The following is a 17,208-nucleotide window of genomic DNA, read 5'->3' as shown; positions in this document are numbered from 1 at the left end:
GAGATATGAAGCGGCGTGTTCAGCGCGCTCCTGGTTTGTCTGGCAATCGCACGACGGCGGTACCGGCCTGGGACTCGCCGAACCCCCAGCCTGCGACAAGAGAGCAGCCGACCGCTTCCAGGACATCGGTCCACGGCCAGTAGGCGGTGCCGCAGTAGAAGCCGCCCTCGCTGCGCGCGTCGTCCTCGGTGAGGCAGAGCATGCGGAGATGGTCGCGGAGCGCGGGATGCGTGACCGCGCTCAGCCTTTCTTCCCAGGGCTCGCCGGCGGAGCAGGCGTCATCCATGTCGTGAATCGACACCAGGTGTTCGGGGCCACGCTCGGTGAACGTGGCGGCCCGCATCGCATCGGTGAGAGTGCCATCGGTGGCGACGCGCAGCAGCACGGTCAGCCAGCCGTTCAGTTTCTTGGATTTCTCCTTGGTCAGGTCGACGCCATGGAGGCCCAGGAGCGGCCCCAACTCCGCGCCGTGCACCAGCACTCCACCGGCTTCATCGACCGAGGAGACGGTCCGCAGGTCGGCGACGAAGGTGTCGTCGAACGGCCGGGGGCCTTTGTGCCCGCCGTCGCCCCACGGCCCCGTTCCTGCCAGGAGTTCGGCGTCGAAGCGGAACAGCGACTCGCTCAGGTTGAACTGCCATGTCCAAGGGGAGAAGGGATATTCACCGTCCGAATCCGGAAGGTGCCTCGGCTCCCGACCTGACAGCGCGTCAGAGGTGGCCCAGGGATTCGGGAACAGGAACTCGTCGAGGGGGTCCGAGGCGTAATACACCCCGTATCTGGCGGCGGGGTCGACGGTCGGCTTTCCACCGAGCAGTATCTCGAAGGCACTGGCCAGCGCGGCATCCCACCCGCTGAGGTCAGTCACCGGGTCCGTCTCGGGGGTCACGATGAGCGCTCCTTCATGTCGTGTCGCGTGGGTTGACGCAAGGTATCGCCCCCACTGGCACTTCCCGGGGCCAACGGCGAAGTCCGCCGCAAAGGCGGACGTGATACTTCCAGACTCGTTGCATATCGGCATCAGTAAATTACGCAACACGGATCCCGGCTTCGAAACACCACTAAGCCCGACACTGGCCTGTTCGGGATCGCTGCTCGACGATCTTGTACGGCGAGCGCTGCCCGAGAGGCCGCGCTGCGGCTTGCGGGGGAGTGCTGTACAGCAGCGCCGTACAGCAACACCGTCTTACGCGATCACATCCCATCGAACCGCATCAACCCTCTGACCAGGATGTGAGCCTCCCGACCTGGCCCCTGCCGTTGACTCGTAATGAAGGGGGCTGGGGTTCGATTCCCCAAGGCGGCTCCAGCTCAGGGGCCCTCATCGGACACCGGTGGGGCCTTTGCCGACATCCTTGCCAACAGGGCCGCGGATCCGGTGGCTTCGCCTGCGGCAGGGCGAATGTTCGGGAATCGATCAGCATTCAACGCCCGAAGACTACGGTGCTCAGGGACACGGCCTGCCCGAGGTGATGTGCCGTCCGCACAGTGAGCACCAAACCTCCCCCGGCTGCAGGAGTTCGGTCACCTCGTCGAGCAACGATTCCTTGATCCGGTTCAGGGTCGCGGCGTCTTGGCTGAAGCAACGGGCCACCCAGATGTCATGATTCCTTGTCCACCAGTTGTTGAGGCAAAGGTGCACGGCGGACGCTCCGTCGAACCACCACAGGTCCGCCGGCCCTGAGGACTCATCGATCCGTGGTGGTAGGTCCGTGCCTACCAGGGGCGGGATCGTTCCCTGCGGGATGGCCAGTTCCAGCGTCAGATGTGGCCAGTGGCGTACGGCCAGGAGCAACGCGTGTGCCTCAAGTCGCTGGTCGACACTCCGATGGAGGACCCTGAGCGGCTTGCCGGCGAGGGCCATCCCGGCGCGGCCGTCCAGCAGGACCTTCACGCTATCCGTCCAGTCGCCGTCCACGATCCCGTAAAACGCCCATCCCTGGGCCGTCGAGTGGACCCTCGTATCGCCATCCAGCCCGTAGTCCATTCCGTTGGGTCCCAAAGCCGGGCACCGCAGTCCGCCGTATCGCTGCTCGAAGGCGATCATCGCCTCAACGGCTTCAGCGGGAGCCTCGGCCTCGATCCCGGCATGATCAACGGTGCGGGCAGTCCGTTCGATCCAGTCCGCGGGCGTCGGTTCATGCCAGTGTGCGTTTTCGTGAAGGAAGGCATGGAGACGAGGTGATATCGAGCGGTCAGTCCGTATGTGCACACCTCAACGTAAAGTCCCTGAGCCTGCACTGGGCATCGACGCGTAGGGTGATCGCCGGCCGAGGACGGGCTGGTTGAGCGATCATCCACGCATGGCCACTCGTACTGTCTGAAGGACCACTCCGCGACCCGGGAAGGTCTCCGCTACTGGATCAACGTCTACACAAATCGGAGCAACGCAAGGTCGGCCGTGCCTCATGATCGAGCAGAAGCGGCCCTGGCCCGGGTCGGCGGATCGCGTCTGGCGTGGATCAGCAGGCGATAGGCGATCCAGGCGGCCCAGAAGACGAACGTAAGCCGGCTGACCTCGTTGAGTCCGGCGAGAACTGAGAGGAGAGCATCCGATCGGTCGGCGTCACCCCATAGGGTGCGCGTGTAGAGAAGGATGCTCAGCAGGGACCTGGAGCCGGTCATCAGGATGGCGAGCGCGGCAATCTTGGAATGACGCCAGGTCATGCAGCCGATGACGACGAACCAGACGCCCATGCTGCTGGAGACCATCTTTATCGGCGACCAGGAGTCCATGTAGACATATGAGCCATAGAGCTGCAGGCAGACGAGGCTCGCCAGCGGCCAGAGCGCTCCTGACGCGAGAACACATCGCTGCCATCGTGCCTGGGGGTGGAGGACACGCAGGAGCGCAGGAGTGATCAGGATGAGGGCGCTGAAGTACGTGATCTGGTCGAGGTAACCCCAGGAGATCAGCAGGAACCTCGCGTCGACAACAGCTGCTATGGCCGCGCACGCAGCTAGAACGCCGGATGCGGTTATCGTTGCGCGCATTAAAGGGTTTTCGGCGTCGATGATGCCGTTCTCGGCGCTAGGTGTGCCGACCACGAAGTGATCATGATGGTCGCCTGGTCAAGGAGTCAACCCACACAGTCCTGCCATGGTGTGCGCACTGAGCTTGTCCAGCAATCCCCACCGAACCCGCAGGTCCTCCCTGATTTCAACCACATCGGGCTCGTGTCCTTGGCGTACTCAACATCTGTGGTCATTACACCAGGACCGGTGGGTCAAGCGTGTCGCAGCCAGGACGAGGGCGCCGCCTCTACCGGATGAGAGCTCTCTCTACGCCTTAAAGAGGCGATCCGCCTGCGGCGTCTCGGCGCGCGTCGGGCGGTCGCCGGCCGCGCTGCGGGTCTCAGGCATGATCCCTGCCCAGTGGCGTGATCGAGTAGTTTCCGCAGGTGGTCGGATCCGGGGCCGGAGATCATCCGGATCTACGAGGGCACCGACCAGATCCAGCGCCTCGTCATGGCCAGGCAGCTCCTCAAGTAGACCCCTGCCAAGCTCCTCAAGTAGACCCCTGCCAAGCTCCTCAAGTAGACCCCCGCCAGGGGAAACCTGTTCGCACCGGGGAGTCTCCGGCCCTTGTCTTCCGTGCGGCCTGCGATCGGTCGCGCACGCCTTCTGCACCCTGGAACGGCTCCTCAAAGCGTCAGATACCGCTGGCTTGCTGGGGTGGGTCCTGCCCTGTCTGCCGTTGCGCGCTACCCGGACACGCCCGGTCCGTCCCCACCCGGCCAAGCCTTACTGGCACGTTCATAAAGCCAGGACGCGGGCTGCGCCCTCGACGTCGATCTCGCCGGCCACGGAGAGGACCAGGTGGGCGAGAGCGGGGACCAGCCCGGCCAGCGCTTCCAAAGGGTCGCCGTCCGTCTCGTGTTCCTGGATCTGCAGGCTCTTGATCTTCAGGCTCTCCAGCTGGGGCAGGATCGGGGACCTGGCGAGCGCTTCGAGGGTGCCGAAGTCGCCGACGTCGAACTCCGCGCGGCTCAGGTCGAGGTGTCGCAGGGCGGGGTAGCCGGCCGGGTCGAGCTCGTCGAGCTGCTCGACCGGGCACTCGGTACCGAAGACGTCCGAGCGGATCTCCAGGGCCAGGGTGACGACGCTGGGCGCCTTGCGCGGGAAGACCGCGCCGTCGGCGAGCACCGCGCCGCGCAGCCGCAGCTCGGTCAGCGAGGTCAGCGCGTCGCCGTCGATCTCATCGAACAGCAGTCCGCCCTCGGCGGTCAGCTCCCGGAGCGCCGGCAGCGCATCCCACAGGCCGGTGCGAATGTCGTCCGTGAAGCCTTCGTGCAGTCGGCTCAGGGGGTCGATCGTGCCGCCGGTCGAGGTGGTGCTGTGCTCGTACAGATATGTGAAGTCGTGGCCGAAGTACAGGCTGGTCAGCCGCTCGCGCCGCTGCGTGGCGAGTGCCCGCGCGGCACGGTGCGCGGAGTGGTGGAAGTCGGTGAGGTGCAGCTCCAGCCGGCGCAGGTCGGCCGCGGCCGGGTCGGTGAGCAGCGCCTCGATCAGCGCGGCCTCCCACTGCTCCGGGTCGGTCGCATCCGCGCCGAGCCGCTCCGCCAGCGCGCGGCGGCCGGAGGCCGTGTCCGGCGTCAGCCGGAACACGGCCTCGTCGAGCCGGCCGCCGGACCAGGTGAGCTGCCAGGAGCGGTCGGCGCGCAGTCCGTCGAAGTCGATCACCACGGCATCGTAGGCAGCGGGTACGACACTTCAGCCGTCCCGGTCCTTCCCGCCCACGGCCCGAGCATGCCGATCGTGGCACAGAGCTCACGGTGCAGGGCTCGCGGCGCAGCGCGTCATAGTGCCGCACGTGGTCCGTACTTCCGTAGTGGACCACCCGTTCCGGGATCACCGCGACAGCATGTCCTGCCGGGATCACCGCGACAGCGTGGGGCACGGCGACTGGGTGACCCGTGAACGGGGGAGGCGTGGTGCCGGGGCTGGGTCCAGGGCCATTTCCGGGGCACGAAGGTGTCCGGAACAAGCTGTTGACCGTGGGCAGTCTCCTGCGTACGTTCCGCTTGGGCCGCCTGCGTGGCACCCGGACAGGAAGTGCGCCTGCGCGGTGCCAGGAACGGAACCTGCGCGGTGCCAGGAACGGAAGGGGTGCGATGACCGCCGAACTCGACCCGAAGAAGACCTGGCCCGACATCGTCCCCGGACCGCTGGGCACGCCGCCGCCGGAGTTCGCCCGCCGCCGCCAGGAGGGGCCGCTGGACCCGGCCGCGATGCCGAGCGGGGACCTGGTGCCGGTGGCCGTCAGGTACGAGGACGTGCGGACCCTGCTGGGTTCGGCGGCCTCCAGCCGCAACCTGCGTCTGCCGGGCCTGCCACGGCTGGTGAGCGGCATGGGCATCGACGACGACCCGGACGCGCTGATCAATCAGGATCCGCCGGAGCACACCCGCTACCGGCGGATCATGCACGGGGCCTTCACGCCCCGCCAGACCGAGCCGTGGCGGCCGTGGATCGCGGCGATCGCCGGTGAGCTGCTCGACGGGCTGGGGGAGGAGTTCGACCTGGTGGACGCGTTCGCGGTGCGGCTGCCGGGCCAGGTCATCTGCCGGCTGCTCGGCGTGCCGTACGACGACTACGGTCAGTTCGTGGCCTGGACGGACATGTTCCTCACCACCTCCACCGCGACCGAGCAGGTCCGCTACCAGGGCTACACCGAATTCATGGCCTACGCCCGCGACCTGGTGGCCCGTCATCGCGCGGAACCCGGCGACGACCTCATCGACCTGCTCGTGCAGGCCCGCGACGACGAGGACCGGCTGAGCGAGGGCGAACTGGTCAACACCGTGTTCTCGCTGATCACCGCGGGGCACGAGACGACCACCTCGATGGTGTCCAGGGGCGCCTTCCGCCTCATGCTCCATCGCGGGCAGTGGGACGAGCTGGTCGCTCAGCCGGATCTGGCGCCCGCCGCGGCCGAGGAGATCCTGCGCTACGACGGGCCGCCGGCCAGTGCGTTCATGCGCCGGATGACCAAGGACGTTGAGCTGTCGGGCGGCACCCTGAAAGCCGGGACGGTCGTGATGCCCAACCTCAACGCCGCCAACCACGACCCCAGCGCCTTCCCCGAGCCGGAGCGCTTCGACATCCACCGCTTCGGCGCGCAGCCGGCGCAGCCGCACCTGGCCTTCGGGTACGGCCCGCACCGCTGCCTGGCCGCCGCGCTGGCCAGGGTGGAGCTCACCGAAGCCGTCCGGGCGCTGGCGGTCAAACGGCCGGGGCTGCGGCTGGCCGTTCCGGCAGAGGAGGTCGAGTGGAGCGACGGTCTGACGCACCGTCCCGTCGCGCTTCCGGTCACCTCGGCCTGACCCACGGTCCCGTCGCGCTTCCGGTCACCTCGGTCTGACGCACCGTCCCGTCGGGCTGCCGGTCACCTCGGCCGGTCCCGGCTCCTGATGCGAGGAGCTGGGACCGGCCCGTGTCCCGCCAACCCTCCCCTTGTCCCCGCGGAGGGAAGGGCATGGCCTGGCGGGAGCGCCGGTGGCTAGTTCTCCTCGTACGGCGCGGGCGGCTCCAGGGAGGCGCACCCCTCGAAGACCCGCTTCTCGGCAGCCGAGCCAGGCTTGACCTGCTTGAATCCGGCCGGCTTCTCCTCCTTGCCGTTGGGCTGCCAGACACCGCCCGCGCGCAGGCACTCGGCCCACGCGGCGAACTTGGCCTCGTCCTCGGGCGAGGACGGTTCGGAGCTGCCGAGGATCACCGAGTCCCACTCCTTGCACGCCTTCATGGCGGCGTCGAGCCTGGCCTGGGTGACCTTGGTGACGGCACTGGTGTCGAGGTCCTGTCCCTTGACCGGGTCCGGGATGTCGATCCCGTTCTGCCGCATGCATTGGGCGAACTTCACCGCCGTCTCATGCCAACTGGGCTTGGCCGAGGCGGAAGGGCTCGACGCGCTGGCGAAGCTCTGGGCTCCGCACGCCGCGCTCAGCGCCAGGGTGGGAAGGGCGGCCAGGACGGCGAGACGCCGCTTGGTGATCAACACGGTCTCCTCCAACAGGTCGGGACTGACTGTCCAACACCCTGGCCCGCCCCTGTGAGCGGCCTGTCCGCGCCATGTCATGAACGTGTAATAGCTTTCGAGTCCGGGCAAACCGCATGTCAGGGCGGCAGATACTGGAACGCATGGCTCGCGTGTTGCTGATCGAGGACGACCCGAACGTCAGGGACGCTCTGACGCTCGCCCTCAAGGGCAGGGCCCACGAGGTCGAATCGGCGGCATCCGGGGAGGAAGGGCTGGAGCGGCTGGCGCGCTTCGCCGCCGACGTGGTGGTGCTCGACCTCATGCTGCCCGGCATCGACGGGTTCGAGGTCTGCCGCCGCATCCGCGCGACCACCGCTACCTCCATCGTGATGCTGAGCGCGCGGGGCGACGACTTCGACGTGGTCGGCGGGCTGGAGGCCGGCGCGGACGACTACGTGGTCAAGCCGGTGCGCCCGCAGGTGCTGGAGGCCCGGATCAGGGCGGTGCTGCGCCGTACCGACAGCGTGCCCTCGCCCGTGGAGACCTATGGCGCGCTGTGCGTGGACCGCGCCTCCCTGACCGTGAGCAGGGGCGGGCGGCAGGTCGCGCTGCCGCCGATGGAGCTGCGGCTGCTGCTGTATCTGTCGGCCGCGCCGGGACAGGTCTTCAACAGGCAGCAGTTGCTGGAGTCGGTGTGGGAGCACGACTACCTGGGCGACTCGCGGCTGGTGGACGCGTGCGTGCAGCGACTGCGCGCCAAGATCGAGGACGTGCCGGCCGAGCCGAGATACGTGCAGACCGTGCGCGGGTTCGGCTACCGCTTCGGGCCGGTATGACCTGGCTGCGGGGGTTGCGGGCCCGGCTGGTGATCACGTTCGTGCTGGTGGGTGGGCTGAGCGCGGTGGGGGCCGCCGGGCTGACCTACTACAAGGCACGGACCAACCTGCTGGCCGGGGTGCAGGACCGGTCGCTGAAGGACTTCAAGAACCGGGTGCTGCTGCTGTCGCGCGACGTCGCGCTGCCCGCCGCCGACGACGAGCTCGCCCGGCTCGCCGAGGACCTCGAGGTGGGCGACCGCGAGGTGTACGTGGTCAGGGACGGCGCCGTCCCCAGCGACGCCCGTATCACCGCCGAACTGCGCCGGACCGTCCTGCGGCGGCCGGAGCTGGCCTGGCAGCGGGTGACCCGCGACGGCGTGCCGTACCTCGTGGGCGGCAGCAGGGTCATGCTCCTCGCGGGCGGCGCGCCGTCGGGGATCACCGTCTATCTCGTCGAGTCGCTCGCGCAGGCCGCCGACGACGAGGCGGCCGTGCTGCGCGCCGCGCAGGCGGCGGCCCTGCCGGTCGTGCTGCTGGCGGTGCTGGCCGGGCTGCTGGCCGCGCGCGGCGTGCTGCGCCCGGTCGCCGATCTGGACCGCGCGGCCCGGCGGCTGGGCGAAGGGCGGCTGGAGACCCGCCTGCCCGTGCGCGGCGGCGACGAGCTGGCACGGCTGGCGGGACGGTTCAACGAGACCGCCGCCGCGCTGGAACGCTCGGTCGACGAACTGCGCGAGATGGAGGCCAGGTCGCGGCGGTTCGTCGCCGACGTCTCCCACGAACTGCGCACCCCGCTGGCCGCCGCCACCGCCGTCACCGACGTCCTCGAAGCCGGTGCCGACCGGCTGGACGCCGATGCCGGGACCGCCGCCCGGCTGGTCACCGCCGAGGTCGCCCGGCTCACCAAGCTCGTCGACGATCTGATGGAGATCTCCCGCTTCGACGCCGGAGCCGCCGTGCTCAACCTCAACGAGGTGGACGTCGGCGCCGCCGTCGCCGCCTGCCTGCGCTCGCGCGGCTGGAGCGACCGTGTCACCGCCGACCTGCCGCCGGACATCCGTGTCGCGCTCGACCCACGCCGCCTGGACGTCATCGTCGCCAACCTCGTCGGCAACGCGCTGCGGCACGGCGCGCCGCCCGTCACGGTCCGGGTGCGCGCCGGAGGCCAGGCCGTCGTCGTCGAGATCGCCGACCACGGGCCGGGTCTGCCCGCCGACGTCCTCCCGCACGTCTTCGAGCGCTTCTACAAGGCCGACGCCGCCCGCGCCCGCTCCGAAGGCAGCGGTCTGGGCCTGGCCATCGCCCGCGAGAACGCCCTGCTGCACGGCGGTGACCTCACCGTCGCCGCCGGTCCCGGAGCCGTCTTCACCCTCGCCCTGCCGAGGGAACGCCCGTGAGACGCCCTGCCGAGGGAGCGTCCGTGAGAACCTGGCTCCTCGTCCTGCTCCTGACAGCCTGTACGGCCTGCGGAGTCGGCCCCACCCCCGTGATCGGCGCCGGAGAGGCGGCCCGCGGCTTCGTCCAGGGCACCCGCCTGTACTTCGTGCAGCAGGACCGCCTCGTCTCCGTCGGCCGCCCCGAGGGCCCGCTGGAGGCCGCCGAAGCCGTCGAGCTGCTGACCGGTGGGCCCACCTCGAAGGAGAGCGAGCGCGCTCTGGACACCCGCCTGCCCAGGAACCTGGCCGTCCGGGCGAGCGAGGACGGGTTCACGATGGAAAAGGGCGCGCCGATGCTGGTGGGCGGCCGATGGCTGCCGCCGGTCTCCCGCCTGTCGCGGACGGCGACCGGGCAGCTCGTCTGCACGATCGCCGCCGCCACCGCCGCCAAACGCGGCATGGACGTGGACGACGTCCGGGTGACCGTACCGGACGGGGGGCGGGTCCGCTGTGGTGACTTCAGCTGAGCGCTGTGATGGCTTAAATGAGCTGTGACTTCAAATGAGCTGTGATGGCTTAAATGAGTTGCCCGGGACGGCCGGTGTCTGGCGTCATTGATCGCGTTCGGGATGTAGCCGGAAGGAGGCGACATAACAATGACGTACAACGAGGTGGCCGGCACCCGCCACCCGCTCAGGATGTGGACGGACCCGGAGACGGTCGAGCCGCAGGCGATGCAGCAACTGCGTAACGTGGCGGACCTGCCGTGGGTGCACGGTGTCGCCGTCATGCCGGACGTGCACCACGGCAAGGGCGCGACGGTGGGCTCGGTCATCGCGATGAAGGACGCCGTCTCCCCGGCGGCGGTCGGGGTGGACATCGGCTGCGGGATGACCGCGATCAAGACGTCCTACAAGAGCTCGCAGCTCCCGGACGATCTCGCCTACCTGCGCTCGAAGCTGGAGCAGGCGGTCCCGGTCGGGTTCGGCCACCACAAGCGGGCCGTGGACCCGTCCGAGATCCACGATTTCAAGATCACGGGCTGGGAGAAGTTCTGGAAGGGCTTCGACGAGCTGGCGCCGGCCGTGCACGCGCGGCGTGAGCGGGCCGAGGTGCAGATGGGCACCCTGGGCGGCGGCAACCACTTCCTGGAGATCTGCGCCGACGACGAGCAGAACGTGTGGGTCGTGCTGCACTCCGGGTCGCGCAACATCGGCAAGGAACTGGCCGAGCACCACATCGGGATCGCGCGCGGGCTCTCGCACAACCAGGGACTGGTCGACCGGGACCTGGCGGTCTTCCTCGGCAAGACGCCGGAGATGGACGCCTACCGGCGCGACCTGTTCTGGGCGCAGGACTACGCGCGGCGCAACCGGGCGGTCATGATGGGCCTGGTCTGCGACGTGCTGCGGCGCCATCTCCAGGGCATCGCCTTCGACGAGCCGATCTCCTGCCACCACAACTACGTCGCGGAGGAGCGTTACGACGGCGTGGACGTGCTCGTCACCCGCAAGGGCGCGATCCGCGCGGGATCCGGCGAGTTCGGCATCATCCCCGGCTCGATGGCGACCGGCACCTACATCGTGAAGGGCCTGGGGAACGCCGCCGCGTTCAACTCGGCCTCGCACGGCGCGGGCCGCAGGATGAGCCGGACCAAGGCGAAGAAGACCTTCACGCTGGCGGACCTCAAGGCGCAGACCGACGGCGTCGAGTGCCGCAAGGACACCGGGGTGATCGACGAGATCCCCGGCGCCTACAAGGACATCCGGTCGGTCATGGCGGCGCAGACCGACCTCGTCGAGGTGGTCGCCCACCTCCGGCAGCTCGTCTGCGTCAAGGGCTGACCCGCCGGGGCGGCCGTCCACCGTCCGCCGTCCACCGACCGCCGACCGCCGACCGCCGGCCCCACCGCATCCAGCCGATCCGCCGCCTCGGGGAGCATCTGCCGGGCGGCCGGCGAGCGGCTCGTGAAGGATACGGGCGTCATCCGCTGGCACTGTGCGGATCGCACCGGTCAGAATCTGCGAGTGGTACCCGCGTCGGCTGTGAGGGGTGACGCGGTCGGCGAAGGAGACGTGTGGACGAGAGCGTGTCGTTGGCTCAACTTGCCCATCGGCTGGAAGAGGTGGTCGGTGAGCTGCGCGGCATCCCCGTCGACGTCGAGCGGCTGGAGGACAGTGAGCTCGTCCGGCAGCAGATCGCGCAGGCCACCCGCTCGGCGAGGGAGCTGCGCGCCATGCACCCGGTGGGCTCGCCGGAGCAGGGCCGCCAGGAGCAGAAGAGCAGGCGCAGCGTGCTCGACGCCCTGCAGCACGGCATGGCGATGCGCACGATCGTCCACGCGAGTGTGTTGGACGACCCTCGCAAGGCGGCCCGGATCGGGGAGCTGCATGCCGCCGGTAACCTGCACCGGGTCATCGACGAGCCGATCCAGCAGCTGCTCGTCTTCGACCGCGCGGTGGCGTTCATCCGGATCACCCCCGTCGCCTACTCGCCGGGCGCCTTGATGATCAGGCAGCAGAGTCTGATCACCATCCTCATCGACCTGTTCGAGCAGACCTGGGCCAGGGCCAGGGAGGTCACCGAGCCGACGCACCGGCTGACCCCACGCGAGCGCGAGGTGCTCGCCCTGATCGCCGAAGGGCGCTCCAACAGCGCCATCGCCCGCGCGCTGTCGATCACGGAGGCGGCCGTCGGTAAGCACGTGGCCAGCGTGTTCGTCAAGCTTGAGCTACCCGCGACCCAGGACGACAACCGGCGGGTGCTGGCGGTGCTCGCCTATCTGCGCGGTGCGGCACGGTAGTGCCAGGCATACCCGGTCCTCGTCCCAGCCCCAATGCAGCCGGAATCCGTTACGGATTTCAATGACGTCATGCAACGAATGACTGGACTACTGGTTGGCGCGATCTTCGGCGCGGTCTTCATCGTCGTCAACGCGCAGAGCCCGCTGAACGCCGTGGCCGTGAATTTTCTGCGGGTGGCCGCCTTTTTGGGGGCCGCGAGCGTTGTCGCCATGTGGTTCGCCACGGCCCGGAAGGACCGGAAGGAACAGCCCACCGCGGGCCCGCGACGGAACATGTTCGGCCGCGGCTATCTGATCATCGTCGCCGCCGAGGTGATCCTGCTGTTCGGCGGAGTGCGGGTGCTCACCGCCTGGGAACGTCCTGAGCAGACCAACGTGGCCTGGGTGGCGTTCGTGGTCGGTGTGCACTTCGTCGCGTTGGCGCCTGTCTGGAAGGACTGGAGCATCGCCGTACCCGGTGTGGTCCTCACCCTGCTCGGCGCCGCCGGCCTCGTTCTGGCGTCGACGACCGCTGTCGCCTGGGTGCCGCTTGTCAGCGGTGTGCTGTCCGGGGTGGTGCTCCTGACCGGCACCGCCACCTTCGGCTGGCGTACTGTGACAGCTCGGACGGCCTAGCCAGATCGCGGCCGGGCTGCCCGGGTTGAAGGCGGTGATGGACGGGACCGGCCGAGGCCGTCGACATGAGCATCCGATTGGGTGATCTCGTCGGCGTGGGCGCCGGCGACAGTTCTGGACGGTCCCGGACGGCCACGGACCGAGACACCCCGTGGAGCCCGCCTCGCCAGGCCCGGAAGACAGCCGTGGACGGCCCCGGGCGGTCGTGTCCTGACTCGTGGCGGAGGGGGCTGGGGGCCGACCCCTCAAGGCGGCTCCGGGTCACAGGTCCTCCCGGAGGAAGGACCCTCCGCGTGGCTTCCGGTCCGTGGGCCTGGCGGCCCTGTGATACGGACCCGACCGGCGGCCGGCCGCCGGGTGGGGCGGGTGTGTTCCCGGGCGGCGGTCAGCCGAGCCAGCGGCCGTCGCGCATGAGGTCGCGTCCCCGCAGCTCGTTCTCCTCACGCCAGGCCTGGATGCGCCGTGGCCGGATCAGGAAGTACTGGTAGGGCTCGTCGAGCCCGCGCGGGTCGAAACCGGTCCTGGCCGCGAACGCGTCGCCCGTCTCGGGGGCGAGGGCGGCGATGTCCACCGGCTCGGCGGTGCCGTCGACGACGACGACGTCGCGGGTCGGCCCGAGGCTGAGTCGCACCCGGCCGTCCGCCAGGAGGTTGCGGCCGGTGATCGAGGCGCGCGGTGTCGAGATGAGGAACGCGGTCCCGTCCCAGAGGTACGAGAGCGGGATGAGGTGGACACCGGCCGGGGAGCCCGACGTCGCGATCCAGAGATCGACGCTGCTCTCCAGCCTCGCGCGAGTGTCCCGCAGCCTCTCCTCAAGCCCACGCGGCGGCGCGCCCGTCATGCTTCCTCCAGTCACTTCGTGGAGAGCCCTTCCTCCGGGGACGGGCTCCGTCGGTCATCGGTCGGTTCGCCGGGGCCGCGGGCTTGGCGGACGCCACGGCCTCCAGCGCCCTTGGCTTCGCGTGCACCGCTCTCTCGTGGGCCCTGGGGACCACGGAGCACGCGTATGTACGTATCCGCTCGGCGGCGACAGTACCCCACCCCCATGGCCGGCGAGGCGCGCGGTGCACCCGGTCCGGACGACGGCGGTGGTGTACTCAGTCCGGGCGACGGCGGTGGTCGGCCGCGGCGGGCGCGCCCGCTCGGCGCCCGGCACCGCCACAGATCATGAGCCGGTGCGATCCGGTGCCGTCGGGGGAGACGCCGGCGTCCTTGGCCAGGGCGCGGCGCCTGTGGAGCGCCGGCTTGACCGGACCCGGCCCGGCGGCGAACTCGACGTACATGCGGCTGAAGCTCTTCGCCACGGCAAGGCCGCGGTCGACGTAGAACTTCCTGCTCGCGGCCACGTCGAGGGTGACGGATTCGATGGATGTCATGGTCGTCACGCTGTTTGTGGCTCGGCGACCGGCGCTTCTCGATTCCTGACCGGTCGGGTCACCTGCTTGGCCACGCACGACGGCAGCCCCGCCGTCGCGCGCGCCGCCTGGCGCCGGTAGGCGCTGGGCGACATGCCGACCAGCTCGGTGAAGCGGGTGCTGAAGGTGCCCAGCGACGAGCAGCCGACCGCGAAGCAGACCTCGGTGACGCTCAGGTCGCCACGGCGCAGCAGCGCCATCGCGCGCTCGACACGCCGCGTCATCAGATAGGCGTACGGCGACTCGCCGTAGGCACGCCGGAACTCGCGGCTGAGGTGCCCGGCCGACATGTGCGCGCCGCGGGCGAGCGCCTCGACGTCCAGCGGCTGCGCGTACTCCCGGTCGATCCGGTCGCGGACACGGCGCAGCCGCGCCAGGTCGTTCAGGCGCTGCGCCGCGGTGAGTGCGCGCCCCCACGAGGGGTGACACATATGAGAACTCCTTTCGTCGATGTCCGCGAGCACCCGGGTCGCATGCCGGGTCAGGCGGCGAGGCGCTTCTGCGACGGTGCGGCCGCCGGAGGAGTGATCGAGGACAGCGGCCTGGAAGCGCCGGCCGCCGTATTCCTGGCGGGTGGTCGCGGATCCGGCCGCCATGGCCGGATCGATGACCGGACGGCTCAGCGGAGCTGCTGGATGCGGACCAGGTTGCCCGCGGGGTCGCGGAAGGCGCAGTCGCGGACGCCGTACGGCTGCTCGGTCGGCTCCTGGACGACCTCGGTGTCGCCGGCCTGCACCTTCTCGAAAGTGCCGTCGAGGTCGCGGGTGGCCAGCAGGATCCAGCCGTAGGTGCCCTTGGCCATCATCTCGGCGATGGTGCGGCGCTCGTCGTCGGTGATACCGGGGTCGACGGCCGGCGGCGCCAGGAGGATGGAGGTGTCGGGCTGCCCGGCGGGGCCGACCGTGATCCAGCGCATCTTGCCCTGCCCGACGTCGTTGCGGACCTCGAAGCCGAGGACGTCGCGGTAGAAGGCCAGGGAGGCGTCCGGGTCGTCGTGCGGGAGGAAGCTCGTGTGAATGGTGATTTCCATGGCAAGCAGGCTATGCGCGGCTCCGTGACCGGCGCTTCTCGATTCCTGACCGGTCTGGCCACTTCACGCCGGCGCGGGCCTTCGAGATCCGCACCGCCGCGAGTGCGCCGCCGGCGGCCGTGAAGGCGGGCGTGAAGGCGGGCGTGAAGAAGGATCCGTGGATCCGCCAAGTAGGGGTGTGACCTACCGAGAAGCGACCATGACCACCGTACGGCCGCGCGGAGCGTTCCCGCGGGGAGGGGTGGAAGAGATCACATGAGCGCGTTGCAGGATGTGAGCGATCTCCCGCGCGGAGCCGGGGACGCGGACCTGATCGAGGAGTCCCTCCGCTTCCCCGAACGGTTCGCGGTGCTCTACAACCGCTACGTCTCGGAGATCCACCGCTACGTCGCCGGACGGCTGGGCACGCAGATCGCCGACGACCTGACCGCGGAGATCTTCCTCGCGGCCTTCCACGGGCGGGCCGGCTTCGACGCGCGCCGCGGGGTCGTCCGGGGCTGGCTGTACGGCATCGCCGTCAACACCGTCGCGGGGCGCCGCAGGAGCGAGTTCCGGCGGCTGCAGGCTCTGCAGCGGGCACCGGTGGAGGGCGTGGCCGACGCTGGGCACGAGGACCTGGTGGCCCGCCGGCTGACGGCCGCGGGCGTGCAGGGAAGGCTCGCCTCGGCCCTGGCCACGATCCCGGACGCCGACCGTGACGTGTTGCTGCTCGTCGCGCTGGCGGAGCTCAGCTACGAGGAGATCGCCCAGGCCCTCGACATACCGGCGGGAACCGTCGGCTCCCGGCTCAACCGGGCCCGCAAGAAGCTGCGCGCCGCGCTCGGCGGCGTCAACCCCATGTTCGGAGGAGCAGATGGATGACCTGACCGCGATCCGGGAGCTGCTCTCGGAACCGCCCATCTCCCCGGAAGCGGCCGCGGCCGGCCGGGATCGGCTCGCCGCCGCCTTCTCCGATACTTCCCGGCAGACCCCTTTGAGGAGCGTTCAGATGACCGACGAGACGCCCCCCGGCCCCGTGCGCAAGGACAGACGTGCGGCGACGCGGACCGCGCGGCGGACCGCCCTCGGCGTGGGCCTGCTCGGCGCCGCGGCGGCCGTGACCCTGCTGATCACGTCGGGGACCTTGGCGGGGGGGCCGGGGACGGGGCCCGCCACCGTGGTGGCCTCCGACCGGCCCGTCAGGGCGCTGACCGCCCAGCAGGTGCTCCTGGCGGCCGCGACCTCGGCCGCGCGGACGCCCGCGGAGGGGGCGAACTGGGTCCGCGGTGCTGTCTCCGGAAACCAGAGAGTCGAACCCGGCGGCCGATACACCCTTGAACTGACCTCCTCGACCGAGATGTGGGTCTCGCCGGTGCCCGGCAAGCCCATCTGGTTCATCCGCCAGGACCTGGGGACCAGGCCGGCGACGCCGCGGGACGAGGAGGTGTGGCGCGCGGCCGGCTCCCCCACGAGCTGGGTCTACCCCGGTCCGGGCGGCAAGCCTGACAAGGCCGGGAGCGTGACGCTGCGGAGCGGGCCGGGCGAGCCCGTGGCCACCCGGGACGGCACCGGCAAGCTGTCGGTCGCGCTGCTCGGCAAGCCCATGTCCCGGGCCACGCTCAGCAAGCTGCCGACGACCCCGGACGGCCTGCGTGACTACCTGAAGCCGGTCATCACCAAGCGGTACGGCGCGGAGGCCGCCGACGTGGACATGGACGCCGAGCTCTACGAGACCGGCGTGCGCGTCATCATGGACCTCCCGGTCCCGCCCGAGGTGCGGGCGGCGGCGTACCGCATGCTCGCCTCGCTGCCCGGTGTGACCGCGGACGGCGAGGTCACCGACCCGCTCGGCCGCACCGGTCAGGCGGTCAGCCTCCGGCACTCCACCGGGGAGTACCGGCTCATCATGGACACGGTCACCGGGCAGCCGCTTGCGTCCGTGTCGACCATCAAGGACAAGGGCGGGGAGGCCCGTTCCTACACGGCGATCAAGAGGGCCGGCTGGACCGACGACGAGCCCGAGCTGCCCGCCCGCCGGCGCGGTTCGGAGGCCCCGCCGGCCTGACGCCTCAGGCCGCCTTGCCCGCCTCTCCGGGGCGAGGCGGGCAGGGCGGCCCGCTGCCGTCCTGATCATGGTTTGCCGTGCCGGCCGTGCTCTGCCGGCGGCCCTGTGGTCCGGGTCCGCTTGCCGTCGGA

18 protein-coding genes are annotated in these 17,208 nt (G+C 70.1%); 9 read left to right on the top strand and 9 right to left on the bottom strand.

All coding sequences use genetic code 11. The annotated features are described in order from the left end of the window. Positions 1–19: 19 nt before the first annotated feature. From J2S55_RS15525 to J2S55_RS15510, 4 genes are all read right to left on the bottom strand, one after another. Positions 20–889, bottom strand: a complete 870-nt coding sequence (locus tag J2S55_RS15525; protein WP_306861158.1) for a hypothetical protein — start codon at positions 887–889, stop codon at positions 20–22. A gap of 558 nt (positions 890–1,447) precedes the next feature. Then, complete coding sequence (locus J2S55_RS15520; protein WP_306861156.1) at positions 1,448–2,047, bottom strand: hypothetical protein; 600 nt, start codon at positions 2,045–2,047, stop codon at positions 1,448–1,450. A 359-nt stretch (positions 2,048–2,406) separates the two neighbouring features. After that, the gene (locus tag J2S55_RS15515; protein ID WP_306861154.1) at positions 2,407–3,048 is read right to left on the bottom strand and encodes an early set domain-containing protein; all 642 of its coding nucleotides are present in this window, start codon (positions 3,046–3,048) and stop codon (positions 2,407–2,409) included. A 708-nt stretch (positions 3,049–3,756) separates the two neighbouring features. Continuing rightward, a complete protein-coding gene (locus J2S55_RS15510) occupies positions 3,757–4,683 on the bottom strand; it encodes a hypothetical protein (protein WP_306861152.1) in 927 nt (308 codons plus the stop codon). Between the two features lie 431 nt (positions 4,684–5,114). Here J2S55_RS15510 and J2S55_RS15505 point away from each other — a divergent pair, with 431 nt between their 5' ends. Next, entirely contained in the window at positions 5,115–6,326 is a 1,212-nt protein-coding gene (locus J2S55_RS15505; protein WP_306861150.1) for a cytochrome P450, read from the top strand. Between the two features lie 176 nt (positions 6,327–6,502). Here J2S55_RS15505 and J2S55_RS15500 read toward each other — a convergent pair whose 3' ends face one another. Then, positions 6,503–7,000, bottom strand: a complete 498-nt coding sequence (locus J2S55_RS15500) for a hypothetical protein (RefSeq protein ID WP_306861148.1) — start codon at positions 6,998–7,000, stop codon at positions 6,503–6,505. 140 nt (positions 7,001–7,140) lie between these two features. Here J2S55_RS15500 and J2S55_RS15495 point away from each other — a divergent pair, with 140 nt between their 5' ends. The 6 genes from J2S55_RS15495 (at position 7,141) to J2S55_RS15470 (ending at position 12,588) form a co-directional block, all read left to right on the top strand. Beyond that, positions 7,141–7,815, top strand: coding sequence for a response regulator (locus J2S55_RS15495; RefSeq protein ID WP_306861146.1), 675 nt, complete (start codon positions 7,141–7,143; stop codon positions 7,813–7,815). After that, the gene (locus J2S55_RS15490; RefSeq protein WP_306861143.1) at positions 7,812–9,191 is read left to right on the top strand and encodes a sensor histidine kinase; all 1,380 of its coding nucleotides are present in this window, start codon (positions 7,812–7,814) and stop codon (positions 9,189–9,191) included. The genes J2S55_RS15495 and J2S55_RS15490 overlap by 4 nt, the downstream gene beginning before the upstream one ends. Positions 9,192–9,214: 23 nt before the next feature. Continuing rightward, entirely contained in the window at positions 9,215–9,697 is a 483-nt protein-coding gene (locus J2S55_RS15485; RefSeq protein WP_306861141.1) for a hypothetical protein, read from the top strand. Between the two features lie 129 nt (positions 9,698–9,826). Beyond that, positions 9,827–11,014, top strand: a complete 1,188-nt coding sequence (locus tag J2S55_RS15480; RefSeq protein ID WP_306861139.1) for an RtcB family protein — start codon at positions 9,827–9,829, stop codon at positions 11,012–11,014. A gap of 233 nt (positions 11,015–11,247) precedes the next feature. Then, positions 11,248–11,973 carry a helix-turn-helix transcriptional regulator gene (locus tag J2S55_RS15475; protein WP_306861137.1) on the top strand — a complete coding sequence of 242 codons (726 nt, stop codon included), beginning with the start codon at positions 11,248–11,250 and terminating at the stop codon, positions 11,971–11,973. Positions 11,974–12,051: 78 nt separating this feature from the next. Further along, positions 12,052–12,588 (top strand): hypothetical protein, encoded by a 537-nt coding sequence (locus J2S55_RS15470; RefSeq protein ID WP_306861135.1) that lies wholly within the window; start codon positions 12,052–12,054, stop codon positions 12,586–12,588. A 385-nt stretch (positions 12,589–12,973) separates the two neighbouring features. Here J2S55_RS15470 and J2S55_RS15465 read toward each other — a convergent pair whose 3' ends face one another. The 4 genes from J2S55_RS15465 to J2S55_RS15450 form a co-directional block, all read right to left on the bottom strand. Next, positions 12,974–13,429 (bottom strand): pyridoxamine 5'-phosphate oxidase family protein, encoded by a 456-nt coding sequence (locus tag J2S55_RS15465; protein ID WP_306861133.1) that lies wholly within the window; start codon positions 13,427–13,429, stop codon positions 12,974–12,976. 256 nt (positions 13,430–13,685) lie between these two features. After that, the gene (locus tag J2S55_RS15460; RefSeq protein ID WP_306861131.1) at positions 13,686–13,964 is read right to left on the bottom strand and encodes a VOC family protein; all 279 of its coding nucleotides are present in this window, start codon (positions 13,962–13,964) and stop codon (positions 13,686–13,688) included. A gap of 5 nt (positions 13,965–13,969) precedes the next feature. Then, on the bottom strand, positions 13,970–14,434 hold the full coding sequence (locus J2S55_RS15455) for a helix-turn-helix transcriptional regulator (protein ID WP_306861129.1): 465 nt from the start codon (positions 14,432–14,434) through the stop codon (positions 13,970–13,972). A gap of 188 nt (positions 14,435–14,622) precedes the next feature. Continuing rightward, positions 14,623–15,033 carry a VOC family protein gene (locus tag J2S55_RS15450; protein WP_306861127.1) on the bottom strand — a complete coding sequence of 137 codons (411 nt, stop codon included), beginning with the start codon at positions 15,031–15,033 and terminating at the stop codon, positions 14,623–14,625. A 255-nt stretch (positions 15,034–15,288) separates the two neighbouring features. Here J2S55_RS15450 and J2S55_RS15445 point away from each other — a divergent pair, with 255 nt between their 5' ends. Further along, positions 15,289–15,894, top strand: coding sequence for an RNA polymerase sigma factor (locus J2S55_RS15445; protein ID WP_306861124.1), 606 nt, complete (start codon positions 15,289–15,291; stop codon positions 15,892–15,894). Then, positions 15,887–17,077, top strand: a complete 1,191-nt coding sequence (locus J2S55_RS15440; RefSeq protein ID WP_306861122.1) for a CU044_5270 family protein — start codon at positions 15,887–15,889, stop codon at positions 17,075–17,077. Before J2S55_RS15445 ends, J2S55_RS15440 begins: the two co-directional genes overlap by 8 nt. Positions 17,078–17,208 lie beyond the last annotated feature (131 nt).

This window comes from Streptosporangium brasiliense, from assembly GCF_030811595.1.
GTDB classification, from domain to species: Bacteria; Actinomycetota; Actinomycetes; order Streptosporangiales; family Streptosporangiaceae; genus Streptosporangium; species Streptosporangium brasiliense.
The sequence above is the reverse complement of the archived record's forward strand: the minus strand, read 5'-3'. Positions and strand labels throughout refer to the sequence as shown.